We start from the raw sequence: 17624 nt of genomic DNA, 5'->3' as shown, positions 1-17624 counted from the left end.
TCCCGTGACAGGTCCACCTAAAGAACAGGCGGAAAGCACAGCCATGCAGGACCTTGGAATCATCAGCCCCGGCCTCGAAGAGTTCCGTGAACTCGCAGGCCACAGCCGCGTCATCCCCGTCCGGCTCAAGGTGCTGGCTGACGCCGAAACGCCGATCGGGCTCTACCGCAAGCTCGCCCAGGGCCAGCCCGGCACGTTCCTGATGGAATCGGCTGCGGTCGGCGGCGCCTGGTCCCGCTATTCCTTCATCGGCTCCCGCTCCCGGGCCACATTGACCACCCGGGACGGCAGCGCGCACTGGCTGGGCGAGCCCCCGGTCGGTGTGCCGCTGGACGGCAACCCGGTGGACGCCATCCGCGACACCGTCGCGGCACTCCGCACAGAACGCTTCGACGGCCTCCCGCCGTTCACGTCCGGCCTGGTCGGGTTCCTGGGCTGGGAAACCGTCCGGCACTGGGAGAAGCTGACCAGCCCGCCGGAGGACGACCTCCAGCTGCCCGAAATGGCCCTCAACCTCGTCACGGACATGGCGGTCCACGACAACATGGACGGCACCGTCCTGCTGATCGCCAACGCCATCAACTTCGACAACAGCACCGAACGCGTCGACGACGCCTGGCACGACGCCGTCGCCCGCGTGAAAGCCCTGCTGGAAAAGATCAGCCGCCCCGTGGAGCAGCCCGTCTCCGTACTCGAAACGGCCGCCCTGGATTTCGCGTCGAGCGTGCAGGAACGCTGGGACGAATCCGAGTACCTGGCCGCCCTGGACCGCGGCAAGGAGGCGATCGTGGACGGCGAGGTCTTCCAGGTGGTGATCTCCCGCCGCTTCGAAATGGAGTGCGGCGCCGACCCCCTCGACGTCTACCGGGTCCTGCGGAACACCAACCCCAGCCCCTACATGTACCTCTTCAGCTTCGAGGACGCCGAGGGCCGCGAGTACACGATCGTCGGCTCCTCGCCCGAGGCCCTCGTCACCGTGACCGGGGACGAGGTCATCACCCACCCCATCGCTGGCTCACGGCCGCGCGGCAAGACGGTGGAGGCGGACAAGGCCCTGGCCGAGGAACTGCTGGCGGATGAGAAAGAACGCGCCGAGCACCTGATGCTGGTCGACCTGTCCCGCAACGACCTCTCCAAGGTCTGCGTCGCAGGATCTGTCGACGTCACGCAATTCATGGAAGTGGAACGCTTCAGCCACATCATGCACCTGGTGTCCACGGTGGTCGGCGAGCTGGCCCCGGCCGCCAAGGCCTACGACGTCCTCAAGGCCACGTTCCCGGCCGGCACCCTCTCCGGTGCCCCGAAGCCGCGGGCCCTGCGCCTGCTGGACGAACTTGAACCGCACCGGCGCGGCATCTACGGCGGCGTGGTGGGCTACCTGGACTTCGCCGGGGACATGGACATGGCGATCGCAATCCGCTCGGCCCTGCTCCGGGAAGGACGCGCCTACGTCCAGGCCGGCGGCGGGATCGTGGCAGATTCGGTCAACCCTACCGAGGCCCAGGAAACCGTCAACAAGGCGGCCGCCCCGCTCCGCGCCGTGCACACGGCCAGGTCGCTGCACAACATCACCGCCGATTCGGTGCCCGACGCCGGGGCGGAGAACTGATGGAGCAGCCGGGAGCCTCTGCCAAGAACACAGTGAAGACCACCACCCGGCCCGCCGTCCCCGGCTGGGCCCGCAAGTCCACCCTGGTCCTGGTGATCGCCGCCCTGGCGCTGGCCGTGTTCGGGACCACCACCCAGACCTGGCTCACCGTGCACCTCGACCCCACGCAGCTCGGCGGGGCCGTGACCAGCCAGGACGGCCTGCAAGTCCAGGGCAGCAAGGCTGCGACCACTGTGACGGCCCTGGCGCTTGTTGCCCTCGCCGGCGGCCTCGCGGCCTCCATCGCTGGCCGCGTAGCCCGCTGGGTCATCACGGCCATCATCCTCCTCGCGGCCGCGGGCATCGTCGCCGCGGCCGCCGTCGTGCTGGCGGACCCGCTGGCAGCCGCGCAGGGATCGATCGCGGCCGCCACCGGCATCAGCGGCAGCAGCGTGCAAGTGGACGTGACAGTGTTCCCCGTACTCGCCGTCGTCGCCGGCGCCCTGTTGGGACTCGCCGCCCTGGCGATCGTCCCGGCCGGCCGCTACTGGAAGAGCCGCACCAAATATGACGCGGCAGCCGCCGGGCCCGCCGCCGGCGGGACTGCAGTGGGCGGTACTGCCTCGGCCGCCCCCGCGGACGAGATTGACAGCTGGGACAGGTTGTCCCGCGGAGACGACCCCACGTGAGCCGATGCCGCGGGCGCGGCCAGTAACGCGGCCAACAACACTGCCAAAAAATGGCAGAATGTAAGCAGTATTCATCCTGAGGAGATTTCAATGAGCAAAGCCACTGTTTCCGCATCCACGTCCGCTGCGCCGAAGGGCGTCTACGACGACGTCGACCACAGCGAAGCGCCGGGTCACGGCAACAGCCCGGCCGCGTGGACTTGCGTGATCGTGATGCTGATCGGCGCCTTCATTGCGTCCATCGCCTTCGTCATCGCCAACACCCCGATCTTTGTTGCAGGTGCGGCGATCATGGTGATCGGCCTGCTCGCCGGCTGGGCGATGCGCAAGGCCGGCTACGGCGTCGGCGGCAGCAAGCTGAAGAACTCCGGCCACTGAGCGTGAGCGTTCTCGACGACATCAATGCCGGTGTCAGGGAGGATATGCAGGCGCGCCAGCGTCTTGTCACGCTCGCGGAACTGAAGGAGCGCGCCGCCGCGGCGGCACCCGCACGTGATGCCTGGGCCGCCCTGGGCGGGACCTCCAGCACCCGGGACCAGCTCAAGGTCATTGCCGAGGTCAAGCGCCGCAGCCCGTCCAAGGGCCGGCTCGCGGACATCGCCGATCCCGCGTCCCTCGCCGCGCAGTACGCCGACGGCGGGGCCGCCGTGATCAGCGTCCTGACCGAGGAACGCCGCTTCGGCGGCTCCCTGGACGACCTTGACGCCGTCCGGGCCGCAGTGGACATCCCGCTGCTGCGCAAGGACTTCATGGTGGACGAGTACCAGATCTGGGAGGCCCGGGCCCACGGTGCCGACCTGATCCTACTGATTGTGGCCTCGCTCTCGGACGCCCAGCTGCGCGAGTTCACGGCCCTCAGCCGCGACCTCGGCATGAACGTGCTGGTCGAGACGCATACCGCCGAGGAAATCGAGCGCGCGGTAGCCGCGGAGGCCCGGATCATCGGCGTCAACGTGCGCAACCTCAAGACGCTCGACGTCGACCGTTCCGTCTTCGCGGAGCTGGCCGGCGGCATTCCCGCCGGCGCCCTCGTGGTGGCCGAATCCGGGGTGCGCGACGTCGAGGACGTCAAACACTACGCGGCACGCGGCGCCAACGCGGTCCTGGTCGGCGAGGCGCTGGTCAGCGACGCGACGCCCCGCGAGCGGATCGCCGAATTCATGGCTGCCGGCGCAACGGCAATCGCCGCCCGCGCCTGAGGCCGGCCGGTCCTGGCGCCTCCGTCCGGACCGTGAGCGGTACCGGGCCCGCAACTTGCCCGGACAATGAGCGGATCTCGTCTGCAGATCCGCAAAGCTAGCAGTGGAACAGGATGGTGAGACTGATGGTCGATGCGCCAGCAGCCGGCTCTGACGAAAGTGCCGTGGACGCGTTCCTGCAGGGCGGCCGCCCCCAGGAGCATCCCGCACAGGGCGAACCGTCCCTGCGGCACGCCCCGGGGCCCTACTTCGGGAACTACGGCGGCCGGTGGATGCCTGAGTCGCTCATCGCGGCCCTGGACGAACTCGAGGACACTTTCGAGAAGGCCAAGGCCGATCCGGAGTTCACGGCCCAGATCGCCGACCTGAACAAGAACTACTCGGGCCGCCCGTCGCTGCTGACCGAGGCCAAGCGCTTCGCCGAGCACGCCGGCGGGGTGCGGATCTTCCTCAAGCGCGAAGACCTCAACCACACCGGCTCACACAAGATCAACAACGTCCTTGGCCAGGCGCTGCTCGCCAAGCGGATGGGCAAAACCCGCGTCATCGCCGAAACCGGTGCCGGCCAGCACGGTGTTGCCAGCGCAACGGCCGCAGCCCTGCTCGGCCTGGAATGTGTGGTCTACATGGGCGCCGAGGACTGCCGCCGGCAGTCCCTCAATGTGGCCCGGATGGAGCTCCTAGGCGCCACCGTCATCCCGGTGACCAACGGATCCCAGACGCTCAAGGACGCCATCAACGAGGCCCTGCGCGACTGGGTTGCGAACGTGGGCAACACGCATTACCTGCTCGGCACCGCCGCCGGCGCGCACCCGTTCCCGGCAATGGTCCGCTACTTCCACGAAGTCATCGGCGAGGAAGCCCGGGCGCAGATCCTGGACCAGACGGGCCAGCTTCCCGACGCCGTCTGTGCCTGCATTGGCGGTGGCTCCAACGCGATCGGCATCTTCCACGGCTTCCTCGATGACCCCTCGGTCAAGATCTACGGCTTCGAGGCCGGCGGCGAGGGCGTCGAAACCGGACGCCACGCGGCCACTATCACCCTCGGCAAGCCGGGTGTTCTGCACGGCGCGCGTTCCTACCTCATGCAGGACGACGACGGCCAGACCATCGAGTCGCACTCCATCTCCGCGGGCCTGGACTACCCCGGGGTCGGCCCGGAGCACTCCTACCTCGCCGACATCGGCCGGGTCAGCTACGAGCCCATCACGGACAGTGAAGCCATGGAGGCCTTTCGGCTCCTGTGCCGCACCGAGGGCATCATCCCCGCCATCGAGTCTGCCCACGCCCTGGCCGGCGCCATCAAGGTGGGGCAGCGGCTCGCCGCGGAGGACGCCGCAGGCGCGTCCGACAAGATTGTGCTCGTGAACCTCTCCGGCCGCGGCGACAAGGACGTGGCCACCGCCGCGGAATGGTTCGACCTGCTGGACCAGGACTCGCCTGAAGCCGAAATCGCCAAAGAGGGGGAACAGCTGTGAGCATCAGCCAGGACGGCAACGAGAACGCCGCGCAGAATGCCAGCAAGTCGGCCGCGGCCATTGATCGCGCCCGTGCCCAGGGCCGGGCGGCCCTGATCGGCTACCTGCCCGCCGGTTACCCGAGCGTTGAAGACACCATTGCCGCCGGCATCGCCCTGGCCGAGAACGGCGCCGACCTCATCGAGATCGGCATCCCGTACTCCGATCCGGTCATGGACGGCCAGGTCATCCAGGCGGCCACGACGGAGGCCCTCGCGAAGGGCTTCCACGTCCGGGAGGTCTTCGACGTCGTCCGCGGCATCACGAGCAAGACCGACGCCGCCGTGCTGGTCATGACCTACTGGAACCCCGTGGTCCGGATGGGCGTGGACGAGTTCTCCCGCCGCCTGGCCGAGGCCGGGGGAGCCGGGCTGATCACGCCCGACCTCATCCCTGACGAGGCCGCCGAATGGATGGCAGCCTCCGACAAGTACGGACTGGACCGGGTGTTCCTCGTGGCTCCCTCGTCTTCCCCGGAACGCATGAAGCGCACTGTCGATGCGAGCCGCGGCTTCGTATACGCCGTCTCCATCATGGGCGTCACCGGCGCCCGGACCTCGGTCAGCTCGGCGGCCAGGAACGTTGTCGCCGCAGCGCATGCCGCGGGCGCCGAACGCGTCTGCGTGGGCCTCGGCGTCTCCAACGCCGGCCAGGTCCGCGAGATCGCCGAGTATGCGGAGGGCGTGATTGTGGGCACCGCCCTCGTCGCGGCCATCCGGGACGGCGGCGTGGATGCGGTAGCCTCCTTGACGAAAGACCTCAGCACCGGCCTTACCAAGGAAGAAGCGTAAGCAATGCAGTCAGTCCTCCACGCGGCGGCGATGATTCCCGCGAGCATTCCGAGCCCCAGCTGGTCCGGATTCGACATCCCGCTGCCGTGGGGGGCCCTGCGCATCCACGCCTACGCGCTGTGCATCCTCGCCGGCATCATTGCCGGCTTGTGGCTCACCTCCGTCCGCTGGGCGCGCCGCGGCGCACCTGAGGGCAGCGTTTGGGACATCGCCATCTGGGCCATCCCGTTCGGCATCATCGGCGGCCGGCTCTACCACGTGTTCTCCTCCCCGGATGCCTACTTCGGACCAGGATTCGATGGCACGGGAGATCTGTCCCTGATTCCGCAGATCCAGCGCGGCGGCCTGGGCATCTGGGGCGCCGTCCTGCTGGGCGCCGTGGGCGCCTGGATCGGGTGCCGGCGAGCCGGGGTGAAGCTGAGCGCCTTCATGGACGCTGCGGCTCCCGGGCTGCTGCTCGCCCAGGCGATTGGCCGGTGGGGCAACTACTTCAACCAGGAGCTCTTCGGCGGGCCAACCACGCTTCCGTGGGGACTGCAGATCGATCCCAACAACCCGAACTTCCCTCCGGGCATGCCGGCAGACACGCTTTTCCACCCGACATTCCTCTACGAGTCGCTGTGGAACCTGGCTGGTGTGCTGATCCTGCTGGCCCTGGACCGGAAATTCAACTTCCGCCGGGGGCGCCTCTTCTGCGTCTACGCCATGTACTACACCCTGGGCAGGGTCTGGATCGAGGCCATGCGGATCGACGACGCCGAGCAGATCAGCCTCTTCGGGATCACCACCAGGCTCAACGTCTGGACCAGCATCATCGTCTTTGCTGGAGCCCTGCTGGCCTTCATCATCCTCGGGCTGCGCAAGCCGTCCGAGCCGGACACCCCGTTCCTCCCGGGCCGCGGGCCGGTGGAGACAAAGCCGGTGGAGACTGAGCCGGCGGAGCCGACGGCGGTTGAGACAAAGACGGCAGATGCTGAGACGGCGGAGACAAAGACGGCAGAGACGAACCCGGCAGAGACGAACCCGGCAGAGTCAAAGACGGACGCTGAAGCCACCGACGCCGACCGCGCCACCGTTCCCGCGGACGCAACAACCATCCGCCATGCGGACTCTGCTGTCTCAGATAGTGAGTCCCGTGCTAATGTCCGGGAGAACCAAAGCGGGCCAGTTCGCGCATCCGAGGATGCGGGCAAGGACTCCACCGGCGGCACTGCGCCCGCCACTGGAGCTCCGGCAGCCGGAGCAGTATCCGGCCGCCAGGGAACTGGAACCGCGCCGGAGGCTGAGGGCACCAAGTAGCTCAGCGCCGGTATCTCGGGTTGCGGAGCCACCGCTCGCAGGACCCGACTCCACAGCGTCGTGGCAAGAGGGCTTGCTGCGGACAGCAGATAGACGCTGTCCATGCAAGCCCGGGCCAGCACCTGCGTAACTGTTAGTACAGGAGGCCGGGCTGGCCTACAATTCCAGTTAGAAAACACTCTGTTGCGCCCGTCACATGCCGGCGTGCCGAGTGGGGCCAATGTTGTCCCTCCCATACGCACGATCAGGAGGAAGGACGTCTCCAATGACCCAAACTCTTCACAGCCCCAGCTGGTCCGATCCGGACCCGACCCCGGCTGCCGCGTCACCCTTCAGCCGGTTCGCGGCGATTCCAGCCGCTGCCGGTCTCTACAACCCGGAGAACGAGAAGGACGCCTGCGGCCTGGCCATCATCGCCACGCTCCGCGGCGAACCCGGCTATGACATCGTCGACGCCGCCCTGACCGCCCTGCGCAATCTCGAGCACCGCGGTGCCGTGGGCGCCGATGAAGGTACCGGCGACGGCGCCGGCCTCCTCATGCAGGTGCCGGACGAATTCTTCCGCGCGGTCACAGACTTCGAACTTCCGGCCCCCGGCCAATACATCGTCGGAACGGCGTTCCTGCCCGCCGAGCAGCGCGAATCCGACGCCGCCCGGTCCGGCATCGAAGGCCTCGCCGCGGACGAGGGCCTGACCGTCCTTGGCTGGCGCGAAGTCCCGATCGTGGCCGACCTGGTCGGGGCCATGGCCCGGGCTTGCATGCCGTACTTTGCGCAGCCGTTCTTCGCTTCCAGCAGCGGCGAAACCCTCGAGCGCAACGAGCTCGATTCCCGCGCCTGGCGGATCCGCAAGCGCGCCCAGAACAAGTTCGGCGTGTACTTCCCGTCGCTGTCCTCCCGGACCATCGTCTACAAGGGCATGCTCACCACCGCGCAGCTGGAGCCGTTCTACCCGGACCTTTCGGACAAGCGCTTCAAGACCAAGCTCGCGATCGTCCACTCGCGCTTCTCCACCAACACGTTCCCGTCCTGGCCCCTGGCCCAGCCGTTCCGCACGATCGCGCACAACGGTGAGATCAACACGGTCAAGGGCAACCGCAACTGGATGCGGGCACGGCAGTCGCAGCTGTCCAGCCGGCTGCTCGGGGACTCACCCGAAGAGCTGTACCCGATCTGCACCCCGGGCGCCTCGGACTCGGCCTCGTTCGATGAGGTTGCGGAGCTGCTCTGGCTCTCCGGCCGGCCCATCACGCACTCGATCATGATGATGATCCCGGAGGCCTGGGAAAACCACGCCACCATGGATCCGGCCCGCCGCGCCTTCTACGAGTACCACTCGATGCTCATGGAGCCGTGGGACGGCCCGGCGGCCGTCTCCTTCACGGACGGCAACCTGGTCGGCGCCACGCTGGACCGCAACGGGCTGCGCCCGGGCCGGTACTGGATCACCGAAGACGGCCTCATTATCTTCGCCTCCGAGGTCGGCGTGATCGACGTCGAACCCTCCAAAGTGGTCAAGAAGGGCCGCGTCTCGCCGGGCAAGATGTTCCTGGTGGACACCGGGGCCGGCCGGATTATCGACGACGCCGAGGTCAAGGCCGAGGTCGCCGCCGCGAATCCCTGGGCCGACTGGGTCAAGGAAAACCTGATCGACCTCAACCACCTGCCCGAACGCGAGCACGTCGTGCACACCGCCGCCTCGGTCAACATCCGCCAGCGGACCTTCGGCTACACCACCGAGGAACTGAAGATCCTGCTGGGCCCGATGGCCCGCACCGGCGCCGAACCGCTCGGCGCCATGGGCTCCGACACTCCCGTGGCTGTGCTGTCCAAGCGCCCGCGGCTGCTCTTCGACTACTTCGTGCAGTCCTTCGCGCAGGTCACCAACCCGCCGCTGGACGCCATCCGTGAAGAGCTCGTCACGTCCCTGACGTGCGCAATCGGCCCGAACGGCAACCTGCTGGACACCAAACAGGTCCGGCAGCCGCAGGTCTCGCTGCCTTTCCCCGTGATCAACAACGACCAGCTCGCCAAGATCGCGAACATCGAGAGCGCCGACGGCGGCAGGGTCGCCATGAAGGTCCGCGGACTGTACCGCCCGGAAGGCGGCGAGAACGCCCTCCGCGCCCGGCTCACCGAAATCTGCGAGCAGGTCTCCGGCGCCATCAACCGCGGCGTCCAGTACGTGGTGCTCTCGGACCGTGACTCGAACGCCCAGTGGGCGCCGATCCCGTCCCTGCTGCTCGTCAGCGCCGTTCACCACCACCTGCTGCGCAGCGCCAACCGGACCAAGACCGCCCTCGTGGTGGAGGCCGGCGACGTCCGCGAGACGCACCACGTGGCCGTACTCATCGGCTACGGCGCCTCCGCCGTGAACCCGTACCTGGCCATGGAATCCGTGGAGCAGCTCATCGCCTCCGGCGACGTCGTGGGGGTCACCCCGCAGGACGGCGTCTACAACCTGATCAAGGGCCTCGGCAAGGGCGTCCTGAAGATCATGTCCAAGATGGGCATCTCCACCGTGGCCTCCTACACCGGTGCCCAGACCTTCGAAGCGCTCGGCCTCGGCCAGGACCTGGTGGACGAGTACTTCTCCGGCACCCATTCCCAGCTCGGCGGCGTCGGCCTCGATGTCATTGCCGCCGAAGTCCTGGCACGGCACCGCATGGCCTACCCCGAGAACGGCATCGAACTGCCGCACCAGCCCCTGCTCGGCGGCGGCGAATACCAGTGGCGCCGCGACGGCGAACCCCACCTGTTCAACCCGGAAACCGTCTTCCGGCTCCAGCACGCCACGCGTGAACGCCGCTACGACATCTTCAAGGCCTACACCCGCGGCGTTGACGACCAGTCCGAGAACCTCATGACCCTGCGCGGGCTGCTGAAGTTCAAGGCCGGTTCCCGTCCCGCGGTGCCGCTTGAGGAAGTGGAACCGGTTTCCAGCATCGTAAAGCGGTTCTCCACCGGCGCCATGAGCTACGGCTCCATCTCCAAGGAAGCCCACGAGACCCTGGCGATCGCCATGAACCGGTTGGGCGGCAAGTCGAACACCGGTGAAGGCGGCGAGGACGTGGACCGCCTGCTCGATCCCACCCGCCGTTCCGCGGTCAAGCAGATCGCCTCCGGCCGCTTCGGCGTCACCAGCCTGTACCTGTCCAACGCGGACGACATCCAGATCAAGATGGCGCAGGGTGCCAAGCCCGGCGAAGGCGGCCAGCTGATGGCGCAGAAGGTCTACCCCTGGGTGGCCCGCACGCGGCACTCGACCCCCGGCGTCGGCCTGATTTCGCCGCCCCCGCACCACGACATCTACTCGATCGAGGATCTCGCGCAGCTGATCTACGACGCCAAGCGCGCCAACCCCTCGGCCCGGGTGCACGTCAAGCTCGTCTCCGAGGTCGGGATCGGCACCGTGGCGGCCGGCGTCACCAAGGCCAAGGCCGACGTCGTGCTGGTTTCCGGACACGACGGCGGTACGGGCGCCTCCCCGCTGAACTCGCTCAAGCACGCCGGTGTCCCGTGGGAACTCGGCCTCGCCGAGACCCAGCAGACCCTCATGCTCAACGGCCTGCGTGACCGTGTGGTGGTGCAGGTCGATGGGCAGCTCAAGACCGGCCGCGACGTCGTGATCGCCGCGCTGCTCGGCGGCGAGGAATTTGGTTTCGCCACCGCTCCGCTGGTGGTCTCCGGCTGCATCATGATGCGCGTCTGCCACCTGGACACCTGCCCGGTCGGCGTCGCGACGCAGAACCCCGAGCTGCGCTCCAGGTTCAACGGCAAGCCCGAATTCGTGGTGAATTTCTTCGAATTCCTGGCCGAGGAAGTCCGCGAAATCCTCGCGGAACTGGGTTTCCGCAGCATCGAGGAGGCGATCGGCCATGCCGAGATGCTCGACTCCCGCGACGCGATCAACCACTGGAAGGCCGAAGGGCTGGACCTGGATCCGATCCTGCACGGCCTCGAGTTCGACAAGGACGCGCCGCTGCGCAACCTCACCGGCCAGAACCACGAACTCGACAAGCACTTCGACCAACGCCTGATCGCCATGGCAGCCGAAGCGCTGAGTGACCGCACGCCGGTGAAGATCTCCGTGAACGTCATCAACACGGACCGCTCCGTCGGCACCATGCTCGGCCACGTCGTCACGAAGACCTTCAGCACCGACGTCCTGGCCACGGACACCATTGACATCACGCTCAATGGCACCGCCGGCCAGTCACTCGGGGCGTTCCTGCCGGCCGGCATCACGCTGCGCATGTTCGGCGACTCCAACGACTACGTCGGCAAGGGACTGTCCGGCGGCCGCATCATCGTCCGGCCGGACCGCACCAACGTTTTCCCGGCCGAACGCAACGTGATCGCGGGCAACGTGATCGGCTATGGCGCCACGAGCGGTGAAATGTTCCTGCGCGGCCAGGTGGGCGAACGCTTCATGGTCCGCAACTCGGGCGCCACCGCGGTGGCCGAGGGCATCGGGGACCACGGCTGCGAGTACATGACCGGCGGCCAGACGCTCATCATCGGCCGCACTGGCCGCAACTTCGGTGCCGGCATGTCCGGTGGCACGGCTTATGTGCTGGACCTGCAGACCGAACGCGTCAACAAGCAGGCCCTCGAGTCCGGCGAGCTGCAGCTGCTCGAGCTCGACGCCGAGGACCGCGACATCGTCCACGCGCTGCTCGTCAAGCACCTCGAGGAAACCGAATCGCTGCTCGCGGCACGGCTCCTCGAAAACTTCGATGACACCGCAGCCCGCATCACCAAGGTGCTGCCGCGCGACTACGCGGCCGTCCTGCAAACCCGTCTTGACGCCATCGAAGAGGGCCTGGACCCCGACGGCGAAGAAGTTTGGTCTCGAATCCTGGAGGTGACCGGTGGCTGATCCACGCGGATTTCTGAAAGTACGTCAGCGCGAAACCCAGCCCCGCCGTCCCGTCCCGGTCCGCATCATGGACTGGAAAGAGGTCTACGAGGCCCAGGAAAAGGGTGTCCTGAAGAGCCAGGCCGGCCGCTGCATGGACTGCGGCATCCCGTTCTGCCACCAGGGTTGCCCGCTGGGCAACCTCATTCCGGAATGGAACGACCTCATCTGGCGGGACAAGGGCGAGGAAGCGATGGAGCGGCTGCACGCCACCAACAACTTCCCCGAGTTCACCGGCCGGCTGTGCCCGGCCCCCTGCGAGGCGTCGTGCGTGCTGGGCATCAACCAGCCCGCGGTGACCATCAAGCAGGTCGAGGTATCCATCGTGGACCAGGCCTTCGAGAACGGCTGGGTTAACCCCCTGCCGCCGGCGCGACTGACCGGCAAGACGGTCGCCGTCGTCGGTTCCGGCCCCGCCGGGCTCGCCGTCGCCCAGCAGCTGACCCGGGTGGGGCACACCGTGGCCGTTTACGAGCGCGACGACAAGATCGGCGGACTCCTGCGCTACGGGATCCCCGACTTCAAGATGGAAAAAGAGCAGGTGGACCGCCGGCTGGAGCAGATGAAGGCCGAAGGCACCCGGTTCCGCACCGGCGTGGCCATCGGCACCGACGTGACGTGGGAGCAGTTGCGCCGCCGGTACGACGCCGTCGTGATCGCCACCGGCGCCACCGTCCCGCGTGACCTGCCGATCCCGGGCCGCGAGTTCGAGGGCGTCCACTTCGCCATGGACTACCTCGTCCCGGCCAACCGGGTGGTGGCGGGGGAGACCGTGGAGAACCAGATCAACGCCGCTGGCAAGCACGTGGTGATCCTCGGCGGTGGCGACACCGGAGCCGACTGCCTCGGGACCGCGCACCGGCACCAGGCCGCATCCGTGACCACCCTCGCGATCGGCAAGCAGCCGCCCGTCGAGCGTGCCGGCCACCAGCCGTGGCCGACGTTCCCCACCTTGTTCGAGGTCGCCAGCGCGCACGAGGAAGGCGGCGAACGCACCTACCTCGCTTCCACCGTGGAGTTCGTCGGGGAAAACGGCAAACTCACCGGCGTCAAGGTGGCGGAGACGGAATTCGTCGACGGCAAGCGCCTCCCGAAGGCCGGCACCGAGCGAATCATCCCCGCGGACCTCGTCCTCCTGTCCCTGGGCTTCACCGGCCCAGAGCGGGCCGGGATCACCGACCAGGTCCAGGCCGACTTCGACGGCCGCGGCAACGTGGCCCGGGACGGCTACTACATGACCAACACTGAAGGCATCTTTGTCGCCGGGGACGCCGGCCGCGGCCAGTCGCTGATCGTCTGGGCCATCGCCGAAGGGCGCGCCTGCGCGGCAGCGGTGGACAAGTTCCTGATGGGCAGCACCATTCTGCCGGCACCCGTGGCGCCGACCGACCGTGCGATGGCAGTTCTGTAGTCCAACAGGACCTCCGTGATTCATCCGCACTTCAACTTAATCCATGCAACAGACCACTAGGGTAGGTATATGAGACGCGCTAAAATCGTGGCCACTTTCGGACCGGCAATCGCAAGCTTTGAGAACACGCTTGCAGTGCTGGAAGCCGGCGTCGACGTGGCACGCATGAACATGAGCCACGGCGATTACTCCGTGCACGACAACACCTACGAGAACGTCCGCAAGGCAGCGGCCCAGCTCGGCAAGGCCGTGGCGATCATGGCCGACCTGCAGGGCCCGAAGATTCGCCTGGGCCGCTTCGTCGACGGACCGCACCTCCTGGAGGTCGGTGACACGTTCACGATCACCACCGAGGACGTGCCCGGCACCAAGGACATCTGCTCCACCACGCTCAAGAGCCTCACCGAGGACGTCAACCCCGGCGATGCCCTGCTGATCGACGACGGCAAGGTCGCCCTCCGCGCGATCGACGTCGACGACGTCAAGGTGGTTGCCCAGGTGATTGTTGGCGGCTGGGTTTCCAACAACAAGGGCATCAACCTGCCCGGCGTTGCGGTCAACGTGCCGGCGCTGAGCGAAAAGGACGAGGACGATCTGCGCTGGGCCATGCGCCGCGGCGTGGACATGGTTGCCCTGTCCTTCGTCCGGGATGCCTCGGACATCAAGCGCGTCCACGAGATCATGGACGAAGAAGGCCGCCGCGTGCCGGTGATCGCCAAGATTGAGAAGCCGCAGGCCGTGGAGCAGCTGCACGAGATCATCGACGCCTTCGACGCCATCATGGTGGCCCGTGGCGACCTCGGCGTGGAGCTTCCCCTCGAGGAAGTGCCGATCGTCCAGAAGCGCGCCATCGAACTGGCCCGCCGCTGGGCCAAGCCGGTCATCGTGGCCACCCAGGTCCTCGAGTCCATGATCGAGAACCCGCGCCCGACCCGCGCCGAGGCCTCCGACTGCGCCAACGCGGTGCTCGACGGTGCCGACGCGGTGATGCTGTCCGGCGAGACCAGCGTGGGCAAGTTCCCGATCGAGACGGTCAAGACCATGGCCCGGATCATCGAGTCCACCGAAGAGCACGGCCTGGAGCGCGTTCCCCCGTTGGGCACCAAGCCCAAGACCCGCGGCGGTGCCATCACCCGGGCCGCCGTCGAGATCGCCGACCAGCTGGAAGCGAAGTACATCTGTACCTTCACCCAGTCCGGTGACTCGGCACGCCGCCTCTCGCGGTTGCGCCCCATCAAGCCGGTCTTCGCCTTCACCCCGGTGGAGCACGTCTGGAACCAGCTCGCGCTGACGTGGGGCATCCAGCCGGTCCTGGTCCCGATGGTCGGCCACACCGACGAGATGACGGCCCAGGTTGACCGCAGCCTGCTGGAGCTGAAGGTCGTCGAGGACGGTGACCTGGTGGTCATCGCCGCCGGTTCGCCTCCCGGAAAGGCCGGTTCGACGAACCTGCTGAAGGTCCACAAGGTGGGCGACCTCGCCGACTTCGGCGGCCAGGGCGAACCAGCCGTGGCCAAGGACAAGGTCGGCCCGTGGCCGGAAAAGAAGAAGAAGAACCGGGCCCAGGCCTAGTTCTGAAAGCTTGAACGCAAAAGGGAGGATCTCCGCCGGTTGGCGGAGATCCTCCCTTTTTGGTGGTTTGGTGGTTTGGTGCTTCGCGGTGCGCGGCCTTGGTGCTTTGGGGTGTGCGGCCGCGGTGCGGCTAGTTGACCTGGTTGATGATGGTTTCGGCAACCTCGCGCATGCTGAGGCGGCGGTCCATCGACGTCTTCTGGATCCAGCGGAAGGCCTCCGGCTCCGTCAGGCCCATCTTGGTGGTCAGGAGGCTCTTGGCGCGCTCCACGAGCTTGCGGGTGGCGAACTGCTCCTGCAGGTCGGTGACCTCGCTCTCGAGGGCCTTGATTTCTTCGTGGCGGGACAGCGCGATCTCCAAAGCCGGAATGAGGTCCGCCGGGGTGAAGGGCTTGACCACATACGCCATCGCCCCGGCGTCGCGGGCGCGCTCCACGAGTTCCTTCTGGCTGAAGGCCGTCAGCAGCACCACAGGGGCGATCCGGGCCTTGACGATCTTCTCGGCGGCCGAGATGCCGTCCATGACGGGCATCTTGACGTCCATCAGGACAAGGTCGGGCTTGAGCTCCTCGGCGAGCTGGACGGCCTTTTCGCCGTTGTCCGCCTCGCCTACGACGTCGTAGCCTTCACCCCGCAGGATCTCGATGATGTCCAGGCGGATGAGGGTTTCATCCTCGGCGACAACAACGCGGCGAGCCGGCTGGGAAGTGGGGGATGACTCCGTCTGTTCTGACACGGGAACTCCTTGGAAAGGTACGGCGGGAACTACACCATCATAGGTTTCGTCCGCCGATGTACTTGGACCGGTTTGGTTCGATGCGGCGTCACTGGCGCGATTCTGGAATTCAGCCTATCTGCATGTAGAGTAATTCCGCGCACTGGAAGCGATCGCGTTGCTCACAGCACTGTGGTTGAGTGATTGTTACACCGGTGTACTCCGCGCCCGAGTGGCGGAATTGGCAGACGCGCCGCACTCAAAATGCGGTATCGAAAGGTGTGTGGGTTCGAGTCCCACCTCGGGCACAGTGTTTCCGCAGGTCAGCGGCCTTCGGGTCGCTGAATGTGTACAAAACTACAAAAAGTGTGTACAGTGGCGTAGCATTTTGCTGTGGCCAGCATCAAGCGCCCGCGTGAAAAAAGACGGTTCCAAGTCGTTCATGGTGCGCTGGCGTGATCCGGGAACGCGTAAGAATCAAGGCCTGACTGTCGCAACGCAGGCGGCGGCCGAAACCCTCAAGCGCTTGCTGGATGCGAACGGGCAGTCCTTCGCGATTGCCCAGCAGGCCATACTTTCCAACCAGGCCACGGTGCCCACGGTCGCCGAGGTTGTCCAGGGACATATCGACCTGCCGATCCGGCCGTCCAGCGGAACCACCAGGACGTACCAGGTGATGCTGGACCTTCACATCAGGAACGTCATTGGTCACATTCCCGTGGACAAGCTCGACTATCGGCACCTCAACCATTGGGCTAAGTCGATGATGGCGAAGGGCAAGTCTCCGAAGACGATCCACAACGTTCATGGCCTCATCTCTGCAGCAATGAACACTGCAGAAATGCTGCGCTATATCCCTCGGAATCCGTGCCGTGGTGTTCAGCTGCCGAGTATCGACAAGGCTGAAGACGAAGCCATGTTCCTCACGCGTTCCGAGTACAACATGATCCTTGAAGTCATGGGGGAGCGGTACAAGACCTTCACGAACTTCCTGGTCATGACAGGAACCAGATTTGGGGAACCGACGGCACTCAAAGTGGCCGACGTCGATTTGCTCTCCAAACCGCCCACGGTGCGGATCAACAAGGCCTGGAAACGGGACGGTGAGTCGCAGTACTACATCGGAGCCACCAAGACCGGCGCGGGCAGCGGACTATCGGTCTCAACCGTGGGCTGGTCGAACTCTTGGTACCGCTCGCGGCCAGCCGTCCTGGCGATGAACTCCTGTTTTCGACACCTAAGGGCGAGCGGATTATCCACAAGCTCTATTGGCACCACTACTGGGTTCCTGCGGTCCAAGCGGCTCAGGCACATGGGCTGAAGAAGTCGCCCCGCATTCATGACCTCCAGCACACGCATGCGTCCTGGCTGATCCAGGACGGTGTGTCTCTGTTTACGATCTCCCGACGCCTTGGCCACGCCTCAACCCGCACTACGGAGCAGGTCTATGGCCACCTGATGCCCGAGGCGCTGCAGGCCGGCGCTGATGCCACTGAGAGGTCGATTACGGGCTTCACGCGCTGACATTCGACTTTGGCCCCGCCGCGGTCAGGTTTGCTGGTTGCTGACCGGCGCGAGGCGGCGCCGTGCCCTGGTGCCGATCAAGCGTTCCTGCGGGGTTGAACCGGCATGCACCGGGACCTCGCGCAGCCGGGCGATCTCCGCGATGTGCTCTGAGGTGAAGATGATCTTTCCCTTGCCCCAGCAGACGTGCGGGAATTTGCCGCTGGCCGCGCCCTCCCGCAGCCAAGCCTCGGTGCACCGCATGAGGGCCGCCGCCTCGGCCGGCTCATAGAACTCAAGGTCCATTGAAACTCCCATGTCGCGTCGTTCACTTGGCAGTTCATGTGTTGTTGAGCCGGTCAGGGCATGACCCGTTCTGGAGTCTAGAGCATGGTGAAGACATCTCCGGGTCGGAACGG

Annotated in this window: 13 protein-coding genes and 1 tRNA gene; 12 read left to right on the top strand and 2 right to left on the bottom strand. The window is 66.6% G+C overall.

Going from position 1 to position 17624, the window contains the following annotated elements; translation table 11 throughout:
- Nucleotides 1-43: 43 nt before the first annotated feature.
- The 10 genes from BLS42_RS13045 (at nucleotide 44) to pyk (ending at nucleotide 14987) form a co-directional block, all read left to right on the top strand.
- Complete coding sequence (locus tag BLS42_RS13045) at nucleotides 44-1609, top strand: anthranilate synthase component I (RefSeq protein WP_090581803.1); 1566 nt, start codon at nucleotides 44-46, stop codon at nucleotides 1607-1609.
- Nucleotides 1609-2277: a Trp biosynthesis-associated membrane protein gene (locus tag BLS42_RS13040; RefSeq protein ID WP_090581801.1), complete on the top strand. Its 669-nt coding sequence runs from the start codon at nucleotides 1609-1611 to the stop codon at nucleotides 2275-2277. The genes BLS42_RS13045 and BLS42_RS13040 overlap by 1 nt, the downstream gene beginning before the upstream one ends.
- Nucleotides 2278-2367: 90 nt before the next feature.
- A complete protein-coding gene (locus BLS42_RS13035) occupies nucleotides 2368-2655 on the top strand; it encodes an HGxxPAAW family protein (RefSeq protein ID WP_090581798.1) in 288 nt (95 codons plus the stop codon).
- Between the two features lie 2 nt (nucleotides 2656-2657).
- Nucleotides 2658-3476: an indole-3-glycerol phosphate synthase TrpC gene (gene trpC / locus BLS42_RS13030; protein ID WP_090581796.1), complete on the top strand. Its 819-nt coding sequence runs from the start codon at nucleotides 2658-2660 to the stop codon at nucleotides 3474-3476.
- 125 nt (nucleotides 3477-3601) lie between these two features.
- Nucleotides 3602-4954 carry a tryptophan synthase subunit beta gene (gene trpB / locus BLS42_RS13025; RefSeq protein WP_090581794.1) on the top strand — a complete coding sequence of 451 codons (1353 nt, stop codon included), beginning with the start codon at nucleotides 3602-3604 and terminating at the stop codon, nucleotides 4952-4954.
- A complete protein-coding gene (gene trpA, locus BLS42_RS13020) occupies nucleotides 4951-5784 on the top strand; it encodes a tryptophan synthase subunit alpha (protein ID WP_090581792.1) in 834 nt (277 codons plus the stop codon). The genes trpB and trpA overlap by 4 nt, the downstream gene beginning before the upstream one ends.
- A gap of 3 nt (nucleotides 5785-5787) precedes the next feature.
- The gene (gene lgt / locus BLS42_RS13015) at nucleotides 5788-7083 is read left to right on the top strand and encodes a prolipoprotein diacylglyceryl transferase (RefSeq protein ID WP_090581790.1); all 1296 of its coding nucleotides are present in this window, start codon (nucleotides 5788-5790) and stop codon (nucleotides 7081-7083) included.
- 265 nt (nucleotides 7084-7348) lie between these two features.
- Entirely contained in the window at nucleotides 7349-11965 is a 4617-nt protein-coding gene (gltB, locus tag BLS42_RS13010; RefSeq protein WP_090581787.1) for a glutamate synthase large subunit, read from the top strand.
- On the top strand, nucleotides 11958-13415 hold the full coding sequence (locus tag BLS42_RS13005; protein ID WP_090581785.1) for a glutamate synthase subunit beta: 1458 nt from the start codon (nucleotides 11958-11960) through the stop codon (nucleotides 13413-13415). Before gltB ends, BLS42_RS13005 begins: the two co-directional genes overlap by 8 nt.
- Nucleotides 13416-13484: 69 nt before the next feature.
- Complete coding sequence (gene pyk / locus BLS42_RS13000) at nucleotides 13485-14987, top strand: pyruvate kinase (protein WP_090581783.1); 1503 nt, start codon at nucleotides 13485-13487, stop codon at nucleotides 14985-14987.
- Between the two features lie 130 nt (nucleotides 14988-15117).
- Here the strand turns inward: pyk and BLS42_RS12995 are convergent, their stop codons facing one another.
- A complete protein-coding gene (locus BLS42_RS12995) occupies nucleotides 15118-15723 on the bottom strand; it encodes an ANTAR domain-containing response regulator (protein ID WP_090581781.1) in 606 nt (201 codons plus the stop codon).
- A gap of 205 nt (nucleotides 15724-15928) precedes the next feature.
- On the opposite strand from BLS42_RS12995, the gene BLS42_RS12990 reads away from it, so the two are divergent.
- Both BLS42_RS12990 and BLS42_RS20615 read left to right on the top strand, forming a co-directional pair.
- Nucleotides 15929-16010: transfer RNA gene (locus tag BLS42_RS12990), tRNA-Leu, on the top strand.
- Nucleotides 16011-16887: 877 nt separating this feature from the next.
- A complete protein-coding gene (locus BLS42_RS20615; RefSeq protein WP_256336461.1) occupies nucleotides 16888-17226 on the top strand; it encodes a tyrosine-type recombinase/integrase in 339 nt (112 codons plus the stop codon).
- A 24-nt stretch (nucleotides 17227-17250) separates the two neighbouring features.
- On the opposite strand, the gene BLS42_RS12980 is transcribed toward BLS42_RS20615, so the two are convergent.
- Nucleotides 17251-17511: a hypothetical protein gene (locus tag BLS42_RS12980; protein ID WP_090581779.1), complete on the bottom strand. Its 261-nt coding sequence runs from the start codon at nucleotides 17509-17511 to the stop codon at nucleotides 17251-17253.
- Between the last annotated feature and the right edge of the window lie 113 nt (nucleotides 17512-17624).

The sequence above is a fragment of the Arthrobacter sp. ov407 genome (assembly GCF_900102895.1).
In the GTDB taxonomy this organism is placed as follows: Bacteria; Actinomycetota; Actinomycetes; order Actinomycetales; family Micrococcaceae; genus Arthrobacter.
Note: the sequence above shows the minus strand (reverse complement) of the source record. Positions and strands in the feature narration are given on the sequence as shown.

Excerpts from the sequence above, each read along its gene's own strand:
- BLS42_RS13045 (WP_090581803.1), top strand. The coding sequence starts at position 44 with ATGCAGGACCTTGGAATCATCAGCCCCGGCCTCGAAGAGTTCCGTGAA.
- BLS42_RS13040 (WP_090581801.1), top strand. The coding sequence starts at position 1,609 with ATGGAGCAGCCGGGAGCCTCTGCCAAGAACACAGTGAAGACCACCACC.
- BLS42_RS13035 (WP_090581798.1), top strand. The coding sequence starts at position 2,368 with ATGAGCAAAGCCACTGTTTCCGCATCCACGTCCGCTGCGCCGAAGGGC.
- trpB (WP_090581794.1), top strand. The coding sequence starts at position 3,602 with ATGGTCGATGCGCCAGCAGCCGGCTCTGACGAAAGTGCCGTGGACGCG.
- lgt (WP_090581790.1), top strand. The coding sequence starts at position 5,788 with ATGCAGTCAGTCCTCCACGCGGCGGCGATGATTCCCGCGAGCATTCCG.
- gltB (WP_090581787.1), top strand. The coding sequence starts at position 7,349 with ATGACCCAAACTCTTCACAGCCCCAGCTGGTCCGATCCGGACCCGACC.
- pyk (WP_090581783.1), top strand. The coding sequence starts at position 13,485 with ATGAGACGCGCTAAAATCGTGGCCACTTTCGGACCGGCAATCGCAAGC.
- BLS42_RS12980 (WP_090581779.1), bottom strand. The coding sequence starts at position 17,511 with ATGGACCTTGAGTTCTATGAGCCGGCCGAGGCGGCGGCCCTCATGCGG.